The 16,652-nt window shown below is 51.8% G+C and carries 16 protein-coding genes; 8 read left to right on the top strand and 8 right to left on the bottom strand.

Translation table 11 applies throughout. From position 1 onward, the window contains the following. Nucleotides 1-145 precede the first annotated feature (145 nt). Together VFA09_21540 and VFA09_21535 are read left to right on the top strand one after the other, a co-directional pair. A complete protein-coding gene (locus VFA09_21540) occupies nt 146-760 on the top strand; it encodes a LysE family translocator (GenBank protein HZU69868.1) in 615 nt (204 codons plus the stop codon). Between the two features lie 374 nt (nt 761-1,134). Next, nucleotides 1,135-1,443, top strand: a complete 309-nt coding sequence (locus VFA09_21535; GenBank protein ID HZU69867.1) for a hypothetical protein — start codon at nt 1,135-1,137, stop codon at nt 1,441-1,443. Nucleotides 1,444-1,513: 70 nt separating this feature from the next. Here VFA09_21535 and VFA09_21530 read toward each other — a convergent pair whose 3' ends face one another. Genes VFA09_21530 through VFA09_21520 form a run of 3 tightly spaced genes read right to left on the bottom strand, consistent with a single transcriptional unit; the run spans nt 1,514 to nt 3,439 of the window. Then, nucleotides 1,514-2,332: a MerR family transcriptional regulator gene (locus VFA09_21530; GenBank protein ID HZU69866.1), complete on the bottom strand. Its 819-nt coding sequence runs from the start codon at nt 2,330-2,332 to the stop codon at nt 1,514-1,516. A 53-nt stretch (nt 2,333-2,385) separates the two neighbouring features. Beyond that, nucleotides 2,386-2,847, bottom strand: coding sequence for a nitroreductase/quinone reductase family protein (locus VFA09_21525; GenBank protein ID HZU69865.1), 462 nt, complete (start codon nt 2,845-2,847; stop codon nt 2,386-2,388). Beyond that, nucleotides 2,840-3,439 (bottom strand): hypothetical protein, encoded by a 600-nt coding sequence (locus VFA09_21520; protein HZU69864.1) that lies wholly within the window; start codon nt 3,437-3,439, stop codon nt 2,840-2,842. The genes VFA09_21525 and VFA09_21520 overlap by 8 nt, the downstream gene beginning before the upstream one ends. A gap of 360 nt (nt 3,440-3,799) precedes the next feature. Between VFA09_21520 and VFA09_21515 the strand changes: the two genes are divergently transcribed. The 3 genes from VFA09_21515 (at nt 3,800) to VFA09_21505 (ending at nt 8,136) form a co-directional block, all read left to right on the top strand. Further along, on the top strand, nt 3,800-4,297 hold the full coding sequence (locus tag VFA09_21515; protein HZU69863.1) for a MarR family winged helix-turn-helix transcriptional regulator: 498 nt from the start codon (nt 3,800-3,802) through the stop codon (nt 4,295-4,297). Nucleotides 4,298-4,406: 109 nt separating this feature from the next. Beyond that, nucleotides 4,407-6,146, top strand: coding sequence for an ABC transporter ATP-binding protein (locus VFA09_21510; protein HZU69862.1), 1,740 nt, complete (start codon nt 4,407-4,409; stop codon nt 6,144-6,146). An 88-nt stretch (nt 6,147-6,234) separates the two neighbouring features. Then, entirely contained in the window at nt 6,235-8,136 is a 1,902-nt protein-coding gene (locus VFA09_21505) for an ABC transporter ATP-binding protein (GenBank protein HZU69861.1), read from the top strand. A 35-nt stretch (nt 8,137-8,171) separates the two neighbouring features. On the opposite strand, the gene VFA09_21500 is transcribed toward VFA09_21505, so the two are convergent. The 5 genes from VFA09_21500 to VFA09_21480 form a co-directional block, all read right to left on the bottom strand. Continuing rightward, a complete protein-coding gene (locus VFA09_21500; protein ID HZU69860.1) occupies nt 8,172-8,363 on the bottom strand; it encodes a hypothetical protein in 192 nt (63 codons plus the stop codon). After that, the gene (locus tag VFA09_21495) at nt 8,360-8,824 is read right to left on the bottom strand and encodes a MerR family transcriptional regulator (protein HZU69859.1); all 465 of its coding nucleotides are present in this window, start codon (nt 8,822-8,824) and stop codon (nt 8,360-8,362) included. Before VFA09_21495 ends, VFA09_21500 begins: the two co-directional genes overlap by 4 nt. Before the next feature lie 684 nt (nt 8,825-9,508). Further along, nucleotides 9,509-10,765, bottom strand: coding sequence for a rhomboid family intramembrane serine protease (locus VFA09_21490; protein HZU69858.1), 1,257 nt, complete (start codon nt 10,763-10,765; stop codon nt 9,509-9,511). 4 nt (nt 10,766-10,769) lie between these two features. Further along, entirely contained in the window at nt 10,770-11,582 is an 813-nt protein-coding gene (locus VFA09_21485; protein HZU69857.1) for a rhomboid family intramembrane serine protease, read from the bottom strand. Nucleotides 11,583-11,855: 273 nt separating this feature from the next. Next, nucleotides 11,856-12,221, bottom strand: coding sequence for a hypothetical protein (locus VFA09_21480; protein ID HZU69856.1), 366 nt, complete (start codon nt 12,219-12,221; stop codon nt 11,856-11,858). Nucleotides 12,222-12,855: 634 nt separating this feature from the next. Here VFA09_21480 and VFA09_21475 point away from each other — a divergent pair. The 3 genes from VFA09_21475 to VFA09_21465 all read left to right on the top strand — a co-directional run bounded on the left by VFA09_21475 (nt 12,856) and on the right by VFA09_21465 (nt 16,650). Next, nucleotides 12,856-14,373: a sialidase family protein gene (locus tag VFA09_21475; GenBank protein HZU69855.1), complete on the top strand. Its 1,518-nt coding sequence runs from the start codon at nt 12,856-12,858 to the stop codon at nt 14,371-14,373. 136 nt (nt 14,374-14,509) lie between these two features. Continuing rightward, nucleotides 14,510-15,982: a sialidase family protein gene (locus VFA09_21470; protein HZU69854.1), complete on the top strand. Its 1,473-nt coding sequence runs from the start codon at nt 14,510-14,512 to the stop codon at nt 15,980-15,982. Nucleotides 15,983-16,164: 182 nt separating this feature from the next. Next, complete coding sequence (locus VFA09_21465) at nt 16,165-16,650, top strand: hypothetical protein (protein ID HZU69853.1); 486 nt, start codon at nt 16,165-16,167, stop codon at nt 16,648-16,650. The last annotated feature ends 2 nt before the right edge of the window (nt 16,651-16,652 follow it).

Here is a 16,652-nt window from a genome sequence, read left to right as displayed (position 1 = left end):
TGGTTTACTTCGCTTGCCTTTCAGCACCTGAAAATAAGCAAACGTAGACGTATTAGTCGCCAGACCTTAATCAAGAGGTCTGGCGACTTTTTTTGTGCAAATAACACCGGTTCCTGGCCCATGCAGGGGAAAGAGGAAGGAAGTAATGGACATAGGTTTTCTTGTGCGCGGTCTGATTATCGGCTTTTCTATCGCGGCTACCGTTGGCCCGATGTGCATTCTCTGTATTAACCGGACGCTACGTCGAGGACAACTCTATGGACTGGTATCAGGACTTGGTATCGCAACGGCTGACGGCGTGTATGGCTCGATTGCAGCTTTCGGATTGACCGTCGTAACAGGTTTCCTGGTCAGCCAACAAATGTGGATTCGCTTGATCGGGGGCCTGTTTCTGATCTACCTTGGCATCAAAATCATATTGAGCAAGCCTGCCGAACGAGCGGCATCGGCTAAAGCAGACGGATTTGCCGGAGCCTATGTCTCGACATTCCTGCTGACCCTGACCAATCCGCTGACTATCCTCTCGTTCGCGGCCATCTTTGCCGGCATCGGAGTAGGGGAAGCGAACAAAAGTTACCTCTCCGCCGCGCTAGTTGTTTGCGGCGTCTTCCTTGGCTCGATCTCCTGGTGGTGTATCCTCACAAGCGGTATCAGCCTGCTGCGCAAGCGGTTTACGGCGCGCTGGCTGGTGTGGATCAACAGGATTTCGGGAGGTATCATTCTGCTCTTCGGTATCCTTGCATTGCTCAGTTTAAAATGAAATCGTCAAGTTAGCTCATACCTCTCGACAGCAAGCTTCCCCTATGTTACACTTTTGTCAGAATACCATAGGGGGAAACGTAGGTATGGCGACGCCGTATGATGATACGTTCAAGATTTTTATCAGTGAGAATGCGCAAGATTTTGCGTCATGGTTAATCAGATGAGTTCAAGCTATTAGGTCTACCGGGGTTATTGCCTTTTATGATCTTAACAAAAGGAGGAGCCACTCGTGAACTGGCCGATGAAATCTTCAGCGGTCTTGAGCGGGAGGATAAGCGCGATTCTCTGGCTGCAGCATATACGTTAACCTCGTTAGCATTTGGAAAAGAGAGGAGCCTCGACCAACGTTTGCTCTTAAGGAGGGTAAGCGAAATGGATGATGTTTTGCGGGAAACTCCTGTCTATCAGGAATTCACTCGTTGGGCGCGTGAAGAAGGTCGTGAGGAAGGTCGTGAAGAGGGGCTTCAGAAAGGGCGTCTGGAAGGCAGTCTAGAGGCCCTTCGGGGGGCTGTTCTAGCCATCGTGAGAGAAAACTTTCCAAAATTGGAACGGCTAGCAAAGAAGCAAGTGGCCGGAGTAAAGGACCCCCAGACCCTACAGCTCTTGATCGTCAAAATGAGCATTGCCAGGAACATGGACGAGGTGCAAGATTACCTGCTTGCGCTAGACGAGGACGAATAAATGAGGAGATAGCCACAGCGATTTGCGACTATCTCCTCAAAAACTATCCGTTAGCAGGTAATCGTGTTACTCACCCCTGCCTTTCATTATGAAGCTTTATCGCCTTCTCCAGAAAAGCCTCACCTTCCTTACTATATGGATAGGCGAACGGCGCTTCATTGGCAGGCATCTCTTTCAGGGTTCCGTAATACTTTTTCAGGCCTTCGGTGATGCCGGGGTCTCCATGCGTGAACTCTCCGATCAGGGCAAGCCAGCGCCCGATAAAATCTTGAGCCTCCGGGCTGGCCGGGTCAGCGCCTGTTGCCAGCAGGCGTTGTAGCTCCGCGAGCGTGGTACTCCATTTCTGGCTGGCAACGCGCTGATCTTCCTCGCTCCAGTTCTTGCCCCACTCGGCCAGCTTCTGCCTTTGCTCAGGAGTATAGGACTTCTCACTGAGTTCCTGCATCTTCTGCAACTGCTCATCAGTAAAGTACTTGTTACGCCACTCGTTTGATTGTGTCATTTGCATCACCTGGATCACGTGAATGATCGGTTCCCAGTCATCTTTGTGAGTTCGCAGCAGTTTTTCCGTCTCATCAATCGCCGCGATGATGGCATTCAACTGCTCCCTTTTCTCCTGCATCATCGCCTTCTGGAGGGCCAGCGATGCCTGCAAAGCGGTCGGCCCGACCTGCAGGCAACACTTGATCTCCTCCAGCGAGAAGCCAAGAAACTTCAGGGCCAGAATTTGCTGGAGACGGAAAAAGTCGGCGTCCGTATAGAGGCGATATCCGGCTTCCGTATATTGGGAAGGCGTTAATAGCCCTACTTTGTCGTAAAAGCGCAACGTGCGCACCGATACCGACGCTTTCTGCGCAAACTCGCCGCTCGTATAAAAATGTTGACCCAGGTGCTTCCTCCTTTCTTACATTCAGCAGTATAAAGGGTGACGTAACGTCAGAGTCAAGCCCTTCTGGGTATGTTTTTTTCCTGTTCGATCACGCGGAAAATCGGATGCTCCGGCGCAATAGCGGCATATTCTTCGAGAGGCGCATCCGGGCTAATTGTGTATCCTCTACTCGCGCCCGGAGCTCTCCGTACAAACTCTCGCAGCACGCTAGCCCGAACTTGCATATCCTCCACTTCAATAACCTGTACCTTTTCTCTCATGCGATCATGGAATAGCTCACACCATCCTGCCGCGCGTATATTTTTCACCCAATCGGAGCCTGCAAACCCGGCGACAAGCCAGCGTTGCCCCTCATAATGCAGGACAAAGAGCGGGATCGTTTGTATCTTCCCACTCTTGCGCCCTGGCACACTCATCAAATGCGCACCCGGTATCATCCCCAGGCGCACCATCGTAGCAAAAATTGCGTTCATTAGACGCTGCCCGCGCGGCAGGTAGTTCGCTTTTTTAGGCATTGTTTTCCTCCGTAGTGTTTCGCTCGTTCTCATTCATGCGCGTGATGACTCGTTCGCGCAGATGTTGTACCCAACTCAGTTCTAATTCCCACTCCTGCTCTGTCAACTTCATCAGGTCAAGTGCCGTCGTGAGAAAGAATTTGCTCACTGGTTCCTTTTTCGTTGGATTAGTCGCCATATCCTGCGCTTCGTTCCTCATGTAACGTATGCCCATCTGGCAGTAATACATGTAATGCTCGATCAAGAAGAGTTGATCTTGCGATGGTATAAATTCCAGGTGCAGTGCCTTGATATGGAAGATGCGCTGGTATGTCCCCGGGTTCGAGCTGGTATCCATCATCAGTTGGTAGAAACGCTCTCGTCCTGCCGCTGTTATTGCGAAGACCTGCGACGCGCGTGCAGACGGAAATGGCACCTGTGCCGGATCGCCTGGTTCGATGAATCCATCCTGTTCCAGTTTCTTCAAGAGCGCCGACAATGAGCCGCGGCTGATCTTCTCCCACGGTCCCATAATGTTATTGGCCATAGCGACAATGAGTTGCGCATAGAGCGGCCAATGCATGAGCAAGGCCAGCGTCAGCAATTCATACATGAAGCTTCTCTTTCTCGTATAGTATGTTCTAGTAGTACATTCTAATAGAACATACTATACGAGAAAAACGTATAGATGTCAAGGGTTTTCTGAATGGGTCTTCTTTGTGATTTCTGCCTGGCGCTTTCCAGAAGTTTGCCAGGGATTCTTCGTTGCACTCAGAATGACAGGCCCCGGATACAGCCAGGTGTCTCCGGGGCCTGTCATTCTGAGTGCAACGAAGAATCCCCGCCACATTACAAGTGACTTTTGACCCTTGACAAACCATTGCTTTTGGGATATTCTTTGTTAGTACATATTATTGATACTCGCAATGATTGTTAGAATCAATGGGTTGCTTGTGGTAGATATGGAGGGACAATGACAGATACAATAGTGACTGCACAGAAACAAGGGGTGGTGGATGAGGAGGCCGAACGCTTTATTACTTCGTTTTCAGACCTGCGTAAAGTATTGGGGGCCGGGTTCAAACATGCGCACCAGCATGGCTTCAGTACGACACAATATATGGTGTTGGGGCTGGTTGAGAGAGCGCAGGAGAACGAACCCTGTACCATCGGTTCGATTGCAGGGAAGCTGGGAATCGATCCTGCCACGGTCGTGCGTACGGTCGATAGCCTGGAAAAACGCGGGCTGGTCGAGCGCCGCCGCGATAAGCAGGATCGTCGCCAGGTCTTCGTCGTCTTTACCGAGACCGGGCGCGCGGCTTTGATTGAAGCGCACCAGCACTTTATCAGGCGCATCCGGGCAATCTTCCTGGCTATGAGCGCGGAGGGGCGCGCGGCTCTGCTCACCGGATTGGAAGAGTTCGTGCGAGTTGGGCAGGAGATTCCGGCTGAGCAAGAATGTAGCAAATAAGCGGACATCAGATAAATTGCTCCCTTTATTCCCTTGACAGAATACGATATATCGTTATAATCAGAAGGAGAATACGATATATCGGTAATTTGAATGGAGACGAAAACGTATGATTAAATTGTTGCGGTTCATGAAGCCGTATCGATGGTTACTCGTTCTCGTGGTATTATTCGCCTTTGGGCAGGCCATCGCTAACCTGTACCTGCCAACCTTGATGGCGGATATCATCGATAACGGAATCATCAAAAACGATATCGGTTACATCTGGCGCACCGGGGGAATTATGGCGCTGGTAGCCATCGGTGGCACGATTTGTGCGGTGATCGGCATTTTCATTTCTTCCCGGGTCGCGACCGGCTTTGGCAAGATTATCCGCGCCAAACTTTTTACGCATGTACAAAAATTTTCACTGCATGAATTTGATACTGTCGGCACTGCTTCCCTGATAACCCGCACGACGAACGATACAACGCAGGTGCAGCAGATGCTGGTGATCATCTTGAATATGATGATCACGGCGCCGATTACCATGGTTGCCGGCATCATCCTGGCGCTCAATCAAGACGTTGGCCTCTCCTGGATTCTGGTAGTGGACATCCCTGTCCTGGTAGCCGCCATTCTTATCCTGATGAGCAAGGCTATTCCACTCTTCCGACTCATACAGGTGAAGCTAGACAAACTCAACCTGATCCTGGACGAGGGCCTGACCGGTGTGCGCGTTGTGCGCGCGTTTGATCGCCAGAAATACGAGGAGCAGCGTTTCGATGTAGCGAACCGCGACCTGACGGATATTTCCATCAGGGTCAACCGCATCGTAGCCACACTGATGCCGCTCATGATGTTCATACTGAACGTTTCAAGCATCGCTATTCTCTGGTTCGGCTCTATCCGTATCAATAATGGGGATTTGCAGGTCGGGGCGATGATCGCTTTCCTGCAATATGCCATGCAGATTCTGTTTGCCTTGTTGATGATCTCGATGATGTTCATCATGCTGCCACGCTCCGCGGCCTCGGCCACGCGCATCAATGAAGTGCTGGAGATAGAGCCTGAGATCAATGATGCGGAACAGGTGAAACGCGCGGACGAGATGAGGGGCTACGTGGAGTTCGACGACGTGACCTTCAGCTATCCGGGTGCGGAGGAACCGGCGCTGTCGCACATCTCCTTCAGTGCGCGTCCTGGCGAAGTGACCGCCATCATTGGTGGAACAGGCGCGGGCAAATCGACGCTGGTCAGTCTCATCCCGCGTTTCTATGACATCGACAGCGGCCGCATCCTGGTTGATGGCGTGGATGTGCGTGAGATGTCCCAGGAGCACCTGCGTTCGAAAATCGGCTTCGTGCCACAAAAAGCAGTGCTGTTCTCAGGCACCATTGCCGAGAACATTCGCTACGGCAAAGAGGATGCGACCGAAGAAGAGATCCAGCACGCCGCCGATGTTGCGCAGGCGAGCGAGTTCATCGAGAAAATGGAGTATGGCTTCGATTCGGTGATTGCCCAGGGTGGTACCAACGTATCCGGCGGGCAGAAGCAGCGCCTCTCGATAGCCCGCGCGCTGGTTCGCAAACCCGAAATATACATTTTTGACGATACCTTCTCCGCGTTGGACTTTAAAACCGATGCCAAACTGCGAGCCGCGCTCAAAAAAGAGACGCAGAATTCGACCGTTCTGATCGTCGCCCAGCGCGTCAGCACCGTAATGGATGCCGACCAGATCATTGTCCTGGACGAGGGCAAAATCGCCGGCCTCGGCACGCATCGCGAACTGCTGCAGACCAGCGAGGTCTATCGCGAAATCGTCTTCTCGCAGCTTTCAAGTGAGGAAATCGCGGAGGGAATAGCATGAAGGCAAATCGTAGGGGCCGATTCATCGCGCCCACCGCCGATTCATCGGCCAGCTGCCTATATAATAAAAAAATCACGGGGGAAATAGCATGAGTATGCAAAATAGAGGACAACGACCTGGCGCAATGGGGCCGGGTCCGATGGGCAGAGGTGGCTGGGGAGCCATGGGCAGGCCGGTAGAGAAGGCCAAGGATTTTAAAGGTACGGCATTGCGCCTGCTCCGCTACTTCCTGCCGCAGAGATTCCTGTTGATCGTCGTGCTTATCACGGCCATTATTGGCACCGTGTTCAATATTGTTGGCCCAAAAATTTTAGGATTAGCCACAACCAGGCTGTTCGAAGGCTTAATCGCGAAGTTCGAGGCGTATCAGAGGCACCTGCCCATACCCTCGATCGACTTCCATTACATCGCGACGGTGCTGCTGATTTTGCTTGGATTGTACGTGATCAGCGCCATCTTCATGTACATCCAGCAGTATGTGATGGCGGGCGTAGCACAGCGCACCATGTATCAATTGCGTAAAGAGGTCGATGAGAAGCTCTCGCGTCTTCCTCTGAAGTACTTTGATTCGCATACGCACGGCGAAATTATGAGCCGCATCGTCAATGACATGGATAACCTCAGCACCACGCTCCAGCAGAGTGTCACGCAGTTGATTAGCTCGGCAGTGACGCTGGTTGGTGTGCTGGTGCTGATGCTAACCATCAGCCCATTGCTCAGCCTGATCGTCCTGCTGACCTTCCCGTTAAGCCTGTTCATCACCATGGGCATCGCGAAACGCTCGCAGGAGTACTTCCGCAGGCAGCAGAGGTCACTTGGTGAACTGAATGGGCATGTCGAAGAGATGCTTGCAGGTCACAAGATTGTCAAAGTATTCGGCCACGAGCGCGAAGCCATCGACGAATTCGACCGGCGCAACGAAAAGCTGTATGACGCAGGTTGGAGAGCGCAGTTTGTTTCGGGCATTATCATGCCATTGATGCGCTTCGTCGGCAATATCGGCTACGTCTTCGTAGCCGTGGTGGGCAGCATCATGGTGACAAAGAATGCCATTGCGATTGGCGATGTGCAGGCGTTCATCCAGTACGCGCAGCAGTTTACGCAGCCGATTACCATGCTGGCCAACATCGCTAACGTTATCCAGTCGGCGATGGCCTCGGCGGAGCGCCTCTTTGAACTACTCGATGAGCAGGAAGAGGTTCCAGAGGCCGTTGACGCGAAGGTCATCGAGCATCCAGAGGGCGCGGTGCAGTTCGAGCATGTCAGGTTTGGCTATAGCCCGGACAACATCCTGATGCAGGATATGAACATCGATGTCCAGCCAGGGCAGATGATCGCCATTGTCGGCCCGACCGGCGCCGGAAAAACAACGCTGGTCAACCTGCTGATGCGTTTCTACGAGGTCAACGGTGGGCGCATCCTGGTCGATGGCGTCGGTATCACGGAGATTAAGCGTGGAGCGTTACGCCGCATGTTCGGTATGGTGCTTCAGGACACCTGGCTCTTCAACGACACCATCCGCGCCAATATCGCCTACGGTCGCGAGAATGCTACTGAAGATGAGATCGTGCGGGCAGCGAAGGCGGCCAATGCCGATCACTTCATTCGCACGCTGCCTGAGGGCTATAACACCGTTCTCAACGAAGAGGCCTCGAACATCTCACAGGGCCAGAAGCAGTTGCTGACGATTGCTCGCGCGTTCCTTGCCGATCCCGAAATCCTGATCCTGGATGAGGCGACCAGCAGCGTGGATACGCGAACCGAGATTCAGATTCAGAAGGCCATGACCGAACTGATGAAAGGCCGCACGAGCTTTGTGATTGCCCACCGGCTCTCCACCATTCGCGACGCCGACCTGATCCTGGTCATGAATCACGGCACCATCGTGGAGAAGGGAACCCACGAGGAACTGCTGGCCAAGAACGGCTTCTACGCCGACCTGTATAACAGCCAGTTTACAGGGCGAACGTTGCTGGAGGAGGCAGTGTAAGCAATATTGTGACAGGCGTCTTAAGATTGTAGTGATCAGAGCATTTCCTGGCCTAAAGTGTTCCAATCGAGCACAAGTAGGCCAGGATTGCTTTTTTTCGTGATATGATTTAGGGAATAAATAAGCACATCCTGCATCATATCTTCCACCCAATGGCTCATTCCGTTTTTGATAAAGATGAAGTCTAGCTCTTCTAGCAACGTATTTTTTAAGTCGATGGTATTCATCGGATCGCTTCCTCATCCCTCGCAGGTTCTTTAATCTCACTGGTGAGCTGATAGGCTTCTTCTATTAGCATCTCTACAACAATGCCCATGACTTGTTGTCCACCGACGCTCAGCGCATCAATCGCGATTCGTTCGCCTTCTTTTGTTTTGCAGAGGGCAATGAGCATATTTTTCCCATTCACCAAAATTGCATACTTGAGTGGATCAGATACATTCATTACCTCTCGCAGTGTTTTTGCTGCCTGCCCAATCTTGCGTGTTGACCACCCATAGCTTTTGAGATGGCGAATGAATTGTAGTTGTACCAGGTCATCTACAGAGTACAGTCTACGGGTACCTGGTCCATGCGATTGCTGCTCACTAGGCACAAGCAACCCTGTCGAGGCCCAATAATCCAGTTGCTTATGAGAGAAGCCCGTTGTCCGCACAACCTCAGCAGTTGTATAAACGTGAGATGCCATCTATTCTCTCCGTTTTTGTACCCATTCATACTCATTCTAAGTCGAAGCATACACGATAAAAACCCTAATGTCATTTGCTTTTTGGGGTTTGTGAAAAGATCTTCACATTCGACACTATAGAGAGACGTGAGCAACAATTCACAACAAAAGGGTATTCGTAAAAGTGTGTGGAATCGTGTGAAATATTCACAGGACAACTTCCTTGTTTGGAGCAGGGCTCAAGCGGAGGCATCGGCATTCCCTCACGATGAAATCATGACCCTTTCCACGCACTTTTGCGATTAAGCCCATTCTCTGTTTGCAGGATACAGCTACCGCATGTCGCGCAACTGGAAGCATATCGTGTCGTCAGCGCCAAGTTATGGTTCTAGTCACAGAAAGAAAGGGGAAAAGAGTCGAGCAAGGGGGGTAAAGGGCATGGATAGGATCCTTCGTGACTCAGCCGGGTCACAGCAAGATTGCATGCTCGACTCCTTATCTCTAGTGTACCAGAGCATCCAAACCGGACTGATCACGTTTCATTAAGCGTCAGAATATTTCTTTATCTCTATCAGGATAAAGAGCGGACATGAGGGATCCCGAATTGGGGAACAGGCAAGGAGGAGAGTGCGACCACCAGGCTACGCCCTCCTCTCCCCGTTCGTCAAGCTTCAATATGACTCATATTTGCTCTTGATGATCGCCTTATGATCGCCCGAGCCTTCTCCTGGGCATGAGGATGATGGCCAGGATTATACCGGCAATCAGGCCACCTATGTGGTCCTGAATGCCGATGCCGGGCGTCTCGAAGCCGAATACCAGGTTCAAGCCCAGCCAGAATAGCCAGTTCATGATGGCGCCCGTGCCATACCTGCCCAGCGCCTGCCGGTTCGCAATATAAAAGACTCCCAGGGCACCGAAGACGCCGAAGATGGCTCCTGAAGCGCCAGCAGCTATAGTATTCGATGGCAGCGTGAAGTAGGTGACAATGCCACCCACGATGCCAGATCCCAGGTAAATCACCAGGTAGCGCCATTTGCCAAAGAAGACTTCAACTGCTACCCCTATCAGGAAGAGCGAGAGCATGTTCAGACCAATGTGTATCAGGTTGAAGTGCAGGAACATAGCAGTGAAGATACGCCATACCTGCCCCTGTGACACGTAGAGGTTAACCTGCGCTCCTGCGTTTATAAGCACGCCCTGGTCAATATCACCCAGCGAACCGATGCCCTGTCCGATGGTAGCACTCAACACGAGCAGAACCAGGTAAATCACCACATTGATGGCAATTAAGATGTTGGTCACAAAGCGCGGATTCTGGCTCATCCAGAAACGGGTGCGCACAACCTGGCGCTGCATAGGGTTCGGGCGCGACCATGTTGGTACTTGCTCTCGTTCAATTCTCGGCGGAGCAAATCCATTCATAGCCTGTCCATTGGGTATATTTTTCCCCGGGGCGCCGGGTATAGTGGGTGCGCCGGTGTAGCCGGCAGCATAGACAGGCTCGACGGGCGGAAAGACGTTTTCGAAGGTTCCACCATACGAGAGGCGAGCAGCTCGCGCCCGCGCCAGACCTGCATCGTAATCCTGCCGGTTGAGACGCAGCAGGTAAGAGCGCAGTGCATGCGCGTAGGCATTGCCCGGGTCCTCGGCAATTACGGCGTCGACATCCTGCAAGGCGCGTTCGTAGCGGCGATCTAACAGGTCGAGCAGCGTCTTTGCCATATCGCTCTCGACGCCGCCCTCCGGCTGCAACTCCTGCACCTTGCGGCAGGCCATATAGACAACGCCATAGGAACCAAGGGCCAGATTTGCCTCGGCGAGACCCAGGTGAACTAGCGGGTTATTCGGCTCGATCTGAGCGGCATGCGCGTAAGCGATAGCTGCTTCCCGCCCCTGACCCTGAGCAAGTGCCCGCCTCCCTTGCTCCAGGTAGGTCTGAATATCTGTTTGTGCATCCAAAAGATTATCCTCCACTAAAATGTACTGCGATAATTGCAAGAAATATCGTGATTGCTATCGCTATCAGGGCAAGAGGCCAGCGGCGGGATAAGCTATGCATATCCAACAACTGCGATTTTCCCTCTTCTGGTAATACAACGTAGAACGGGGCGAAAAAACATCCCAACAGACAGCCACTCACGAATCCGCCTAGATGAGCATAATTGTCCACGTTAGGAATGACCAGTCCGATGCCAAGATTCAAGCCAATAATGACCACCAGCCAGGCGATGGCAGGGATACCGCCATGGCTAAACGCGCGGCGATGTATCAGAATGAAGACGCTATAAGCGCCCACCAGCCCGAAAATAGCGCCCGACGCACCGACGCTGACATCTTGCGGCGCGAAATAAAAACTCGCGATAATGCTGACAACTCCCGTCAGCAGGTAGATCAACAGGAAACGCAGGTGACCGAACAGGCGCTCGATGAATAGGCCCAGAATAAAGAAATTGAGCATATTCAGGCTCACATGCAGAATATTGACGTGCAAAAAGATAGGCGTAATAAAACGCCAGTATTGTCCGGCGATAATCGCCTCATTATATTTTGCCCCATACCGGATAAGCACATCGGCGTTTTGTGTATCGGCAAAAACGTTTGCCAGGATAGCATGAAAGCCATAAGCGCCAGATGCCAGCGCTACCTGATACGCAGTGAAACACCAGAAGCCGGTGGTTCCAATCGTAATAATCCAGGTAAACCAGGAGATACGCTTGAACTTTGACAACCTGCTGTTTGCGTGCATAGCGGCCCGGTAGCTTGCTCGAACCCGCATGGTACGAGTATCTTTATCGTTTGTAAGAAGAGTATTCTCCACCAGAGCCTCATAAACAGCGCGCAATTCGCCCTACTCGTACCAACCATTATATCCTAAGGAGTAATACGTTCAATGAGATTGGAAGTTGCCCTGCACCCTTATTTCTCCGGCCAGGTCAATTGCACGCATACCACGACAACATGATCGTAAAAACCGCAAAATAAAACCCTCGGACAGAGTATACTGTAGCAAATACCCTGTCCGAGGGCTACTAACCGGTCAAGCTTTTGTTCACACTCTGCGGTAATAGCGCCGACGGCGGCGATAGAGTGGGTATGTTATCAGGTGCCATATCGCCACTAATATGATGGCTCCGATCAATGCTCGTAGCAGATAGACCGGCGGCGTCGTATTGATTTTAATATCGGGCAGGCCAGTGATAATGATCACGTTGGTCATCAGCCAGATGCCGATCAACGCTGCGATGATCGCTCCGATGAAGCCAAACGGCAATCGCCAGCCGACAATAAACTCCGCAATCAATCCAATAATGGCCGCAATGATCAGGTAAATGATGAAATTGAGGCCAAATGTCCAGACATTGTCTCCGATTTTGATGGTCACACCATCTGCCAGAATCAGGCTCAGTGCTAGCATTTTCGCTCCTTCTCCAGGTTGCTGGATATCTATTCGGTTAGACAGACTTATGCTTAAAACTGATGTATCTACTCTCAAAATAAACGCAAGCGGGCGCCGTTGCAAGTCAACAATAGAAAGTCTCAGTATTTTTTCAGTTCATGCTCAGGTTTCTAAGCTCGTGCTAATTTGTTTGCTTTTCATCTACCAGGCAAGTTGAAATTTGTTGTGGTTTTCCCTTTACAAAGGCCTGTTTATCGGTTATACTCTTTATTGTGTACAATGAAGTGTTTATCTAATGGTATGCCTGGAACAGGTATACCGGGTGCCAAAATCGATTGCAAACTACGTGGCTATGATAGTGGGGGTCTTCTAGCAGCAACGAGGTGATTGATGCTCTTTTCAAGGATTACCTCGTAATAATTGCCTGTTCTTTTGCCATTTCTCCCAGGTACATGCTGAGTGAGAATGAGCCGTATGGCAAACAGTACAGCCGTGTTGATTATTGGATACATCTGTCCCGTGTATCTCTCATGCAACACGACCAGTTTGCTATAGAGTAGCCTCACTTTTATAGGATAAGCTGTTGTCAATTTGTCCTGATATCTGCAAGTAATAACCCGCAGATGTCAAACTGGAGGAAATGGAATCCAATATGAAAAAGATTGCACGTCTGCTGTGCGGCCCTGTATTTATTGGGCTGCTCATGCTGGTAGCTTTCTCTGCTTCGGCCAATGCACAAAGCACTATCAGCCAGGGTAAGCAGCTGTTACCAAAGAGTCCACTCTCAACAGGCGTACTCGTAGCACAAGGCATCCATAACGGCACCATCCACTTAAATGGTCATGCCCCTGCTCCCGGTATCTCCCCTGATCTGAAGTGTAAACCCGCTCCTTGTGCCTTGAAGGATAAGCAGGTCTCACAAGGGTCACAACCCAACAATGAAACCCCTATTGTGGCCAACCCTAAAAACAGTAAGCAACTCTTAACGGGTGCTAATGACTACAATTGCCCCAATACACAGGGGTTTTATAGCTCCAGTACCGCGGGCAAGAAGTGGAGCCTCTTCTGCATGCAGAATCTTACGGGGCAATTTGGTGAGGGTGATCCTGGAGTCGGCTACGATCTGAACGGCAACTCCTACATCACCGGCATTGATAGTCCCAACGGATCCACCGGTGAGATCATCTTTCAGAAGTCCAGCAATAACGGCCAGACCTGGAGTGCCCCGGCCATTGCTGTGAATCCCCTCATGTCTGGTGGCCTCACCGATAAGGACTGGCTGCAAATTGATACCAATCCCAGTAGTCCGCATGCCAATGCCCTCTACATCTCAGTCACCCAATTCAATTCAAGCGATACCGCTGACCAGATCTCCGTCTCGCATTCGACCGATGGTGGCGCTACCTGGAAAACGGTGGCGGTCGATACGGTTCAGAACCTGCCCAAACTTGACCAGTTTAGCGACCTGGCCGTTGGCAAAGACGGTACAGTCTATGTCACCTGGATGCGCTGCTTGACGAGTGGCCCGGCAGGCGACTGTGGTGGCACCAAGGTGAACCTGATGTTCTCCAAGTCTACCGATGGCGGCAATACCTGGAGCAATCCGGTGACCATTGCTTCGGTCCAATTGGTGCCCGATAGCTGCGGTTGCGCCTACTATGGCAATGTTCCCAATACCGACGAGCGCGTGAACAACCCTGCTGTCGTTGATGTTGACAACAGCAGCGGATCCAACAGCGGCCATCTCTACGCCGCTTTCTATAATTATACTGGAACCCAGATGCAGGTGGAGGTCTCCACCTCCTCCAATGGTGGCTCCTCCTGGGGCAGTCCAGTACGTGTAACCACCGCCGCCAACGACGAATTCTTCCCCTGGTTGAGCGTCAGCCCCACTGGAGTCGTAGGTGTCACCTGGTTGGATCGTCGCAATGACCCCAACAATGTCAACTATGAAGAGTTTGGCGTTCTTTCCACGAACGGTTCGACCTTTGGCACAAACTTCCAACTGGCCTCCAAGCCCTCGAATCCGTTCAACGATGGTTTCGGCGGTTCATTCATCGGAGACTATACAGGCAACTACTGGGATGGCAAGACCCTTTATGCTGTCTGGACCGATACCCGTAACGGCATTGACCAGGAGTTCATCGGCGGCATTCGAAATAATGCGTAGGACAAATGATCTCCGGTCGCCTCTTCCAGAGCTGCTGGAGATCTTTGCTTGACGGTATGGGCGAATTGTGGGGACAGCAATTCGCCTGTCCCCTTTTCAAACCGCTGTCTCTATTTTGTTTCAAGGAGAAACATCTATGCCTATCTCTCACTCTCACCGGCCAATGCGCGCTGCTCTAAGCGTGACTGTTGCCCTGCTGCTGGCACTCGTAACGGCCTCATTAGCATTTGCCTCTGTGGGGGCGAAAGGTACCTTGCTCAGGCTGAGCAAAGACCCTTTCACCAATCAGACGAGCCAGCACAAAACGCAAGTAGAGCCAGACACCTTTACCTTTGGTTCTACCATCGTCTCCGCATTCCAGTCTGGGCGATTCTTTGATGGTGGCAGTTCGGACATCGGTTGGGCTACCTCGACCGATAATGGCGCAACCTGGAAGAATGGCTTCTTGCCGGGTACTACGCCCTACTCTACTCCTCCAGGACCATATGCGCGTGTCAGCGATCCATCCGTTGCTTACGATGCAAAGCATAATGTCTGGATCATTTCTTTCCTGGGGCTTTCAGGGGCCGAACAACCACCGGTGGATGTGGATGTCAGCCGCTCAACCGATGGAGGGCTAACCTGGAGCAACCCGGTTCCGGTCGATAATTCAGGGGCGTTCTTTGATAAAAACTGGAGCGTCTGCGACAACACATCAACCAGCAAGTTCTACGGAAACTGCTACACCGAATTTGACAACGTCAATAACAATGACCAGGAGCTGATGAGTACCTCCACGAATGGCGGAAGCACATGGGGAGCTGCCAAATCTCCGGCCAACAATCCCTTTGGCCTGGGAGGACAACCATTAGTGCAGCCCAACGGTACGGTAATCGTGCCTTTTGAGGATCTCAATGGCACCATCTCCGCTTTCACCTCGACGAATGGCGGCTCCAGCTGGACGGCTGCTGTCACCGTGGCAACTTTGGATACCTTCACTGAGCAGGCGCCTATTCGCACCAGTCCCCTCCCTTCAGCTGAGATCGATGGCTCCGGTACCGTCTACGTTGCCTGGCAGGACTGCCGCTTCGAGAACGGCTGCAGCGCCAACGATATCGTCTATAGCACCTCCTCCGATGGCACCCATTGGTCAGCGGTACAACGTGTCCCTGCCGACCCCGTGGGCAGTAACGTCGATCACTTCATTCCCGGTATTGCTGTAGACAAGTCGACGTCGGGCAGCAATGCACATATTGCAGTGACGTACTACTACTTCACGAATGCCAGCTGCACCAGTAACTGCCAGTTGGATGTTGGCTACATTTCTTCGACCAATGGTGGGGCTTCCTGGTCCGCAAGCAAACAACTTGCAGGCCCAATGATGCTCACGTGGTTGGCTAACACCAACCAGGGCCGTATGGTAGGTGACTACATTTCGACCTCCATCGCCTCCAATGGCAACGCTTATCCCGTGTTCGCCGTGGCTAAGAAGAACAAGGGCACTAAGTTCAATGAGGCCATGTATACCGTCAAAGGTGGATTACCTGTAACGGGTGGCACAATTGTCTCGACCGCCCCGGTCGTATACACGGGAACCGCCCGGCCCATCACTCATCCTACGGCGAATTAAAACGCGTCTATTCTCTATTGGGATACACAGTAGCCACCGCTCCTGATATGAGCGGTGGCTTTTCTGTCTGCTTTGTAGCCTTTTGCCGCCTCTAATCCGTGTACAGTAAGAAGAGATAGCTATTTTCAGCCGTCATGAGCTATAATCAAGTAGAACTACTCACTAATTTTCGGAGGGCGTTTATGAAAGGTGCAATACGATACGCGATCATCGCGGCAGCCGTCATCGGTATACTCGTCATTGCGGGTTTTATCATTGCTGGTATCTTTGGTGTACTGCTGGATGTGCTTTACGTTGCATTGATCATCCTGGCGGCCGTTACACTGATCTCGACTGCTCTGTTGATCTTTGCCATATTCGAGCTCATTCAGACCATTACCCTCGTGCGGAACGAGGTCAAGCCCTTAATGGCATCGGTGCAGGAGACGCTGGGTGCAGTGAAAGAGACGGCAAGGAATGCGGGCGAGACAGCAAATACGATTGGCACTACCGCCAAACTGACGAGCGAATTTGCGGTCGCGCCAAGTGTGCGAGCGGTTTCTACCGTTGTTGCCGCGCAACAGATGTTCCGTGTGTTTCTGGGCAAGGGGCGCACGCGCAGCCGCTATGATGAGCGGGTGGAGCGGCAAAAACGATTGGAGTTGGATTCCGCTGTGGGAGGTGATTGACG

It is taken from the genome of Ktedonobacteraceae bacterium (assembly GCA_035653615.1).
Taxonomy (GTDB): domain Bacteria; phylum Chloroflexota; class Ktedonobacteria; order Ktedonobacterales; family Ktedonobacteraceae; genus DASRBN01.
This window is presented reverse-complemented; position numbering and strand designations above follow the sequence as displayed.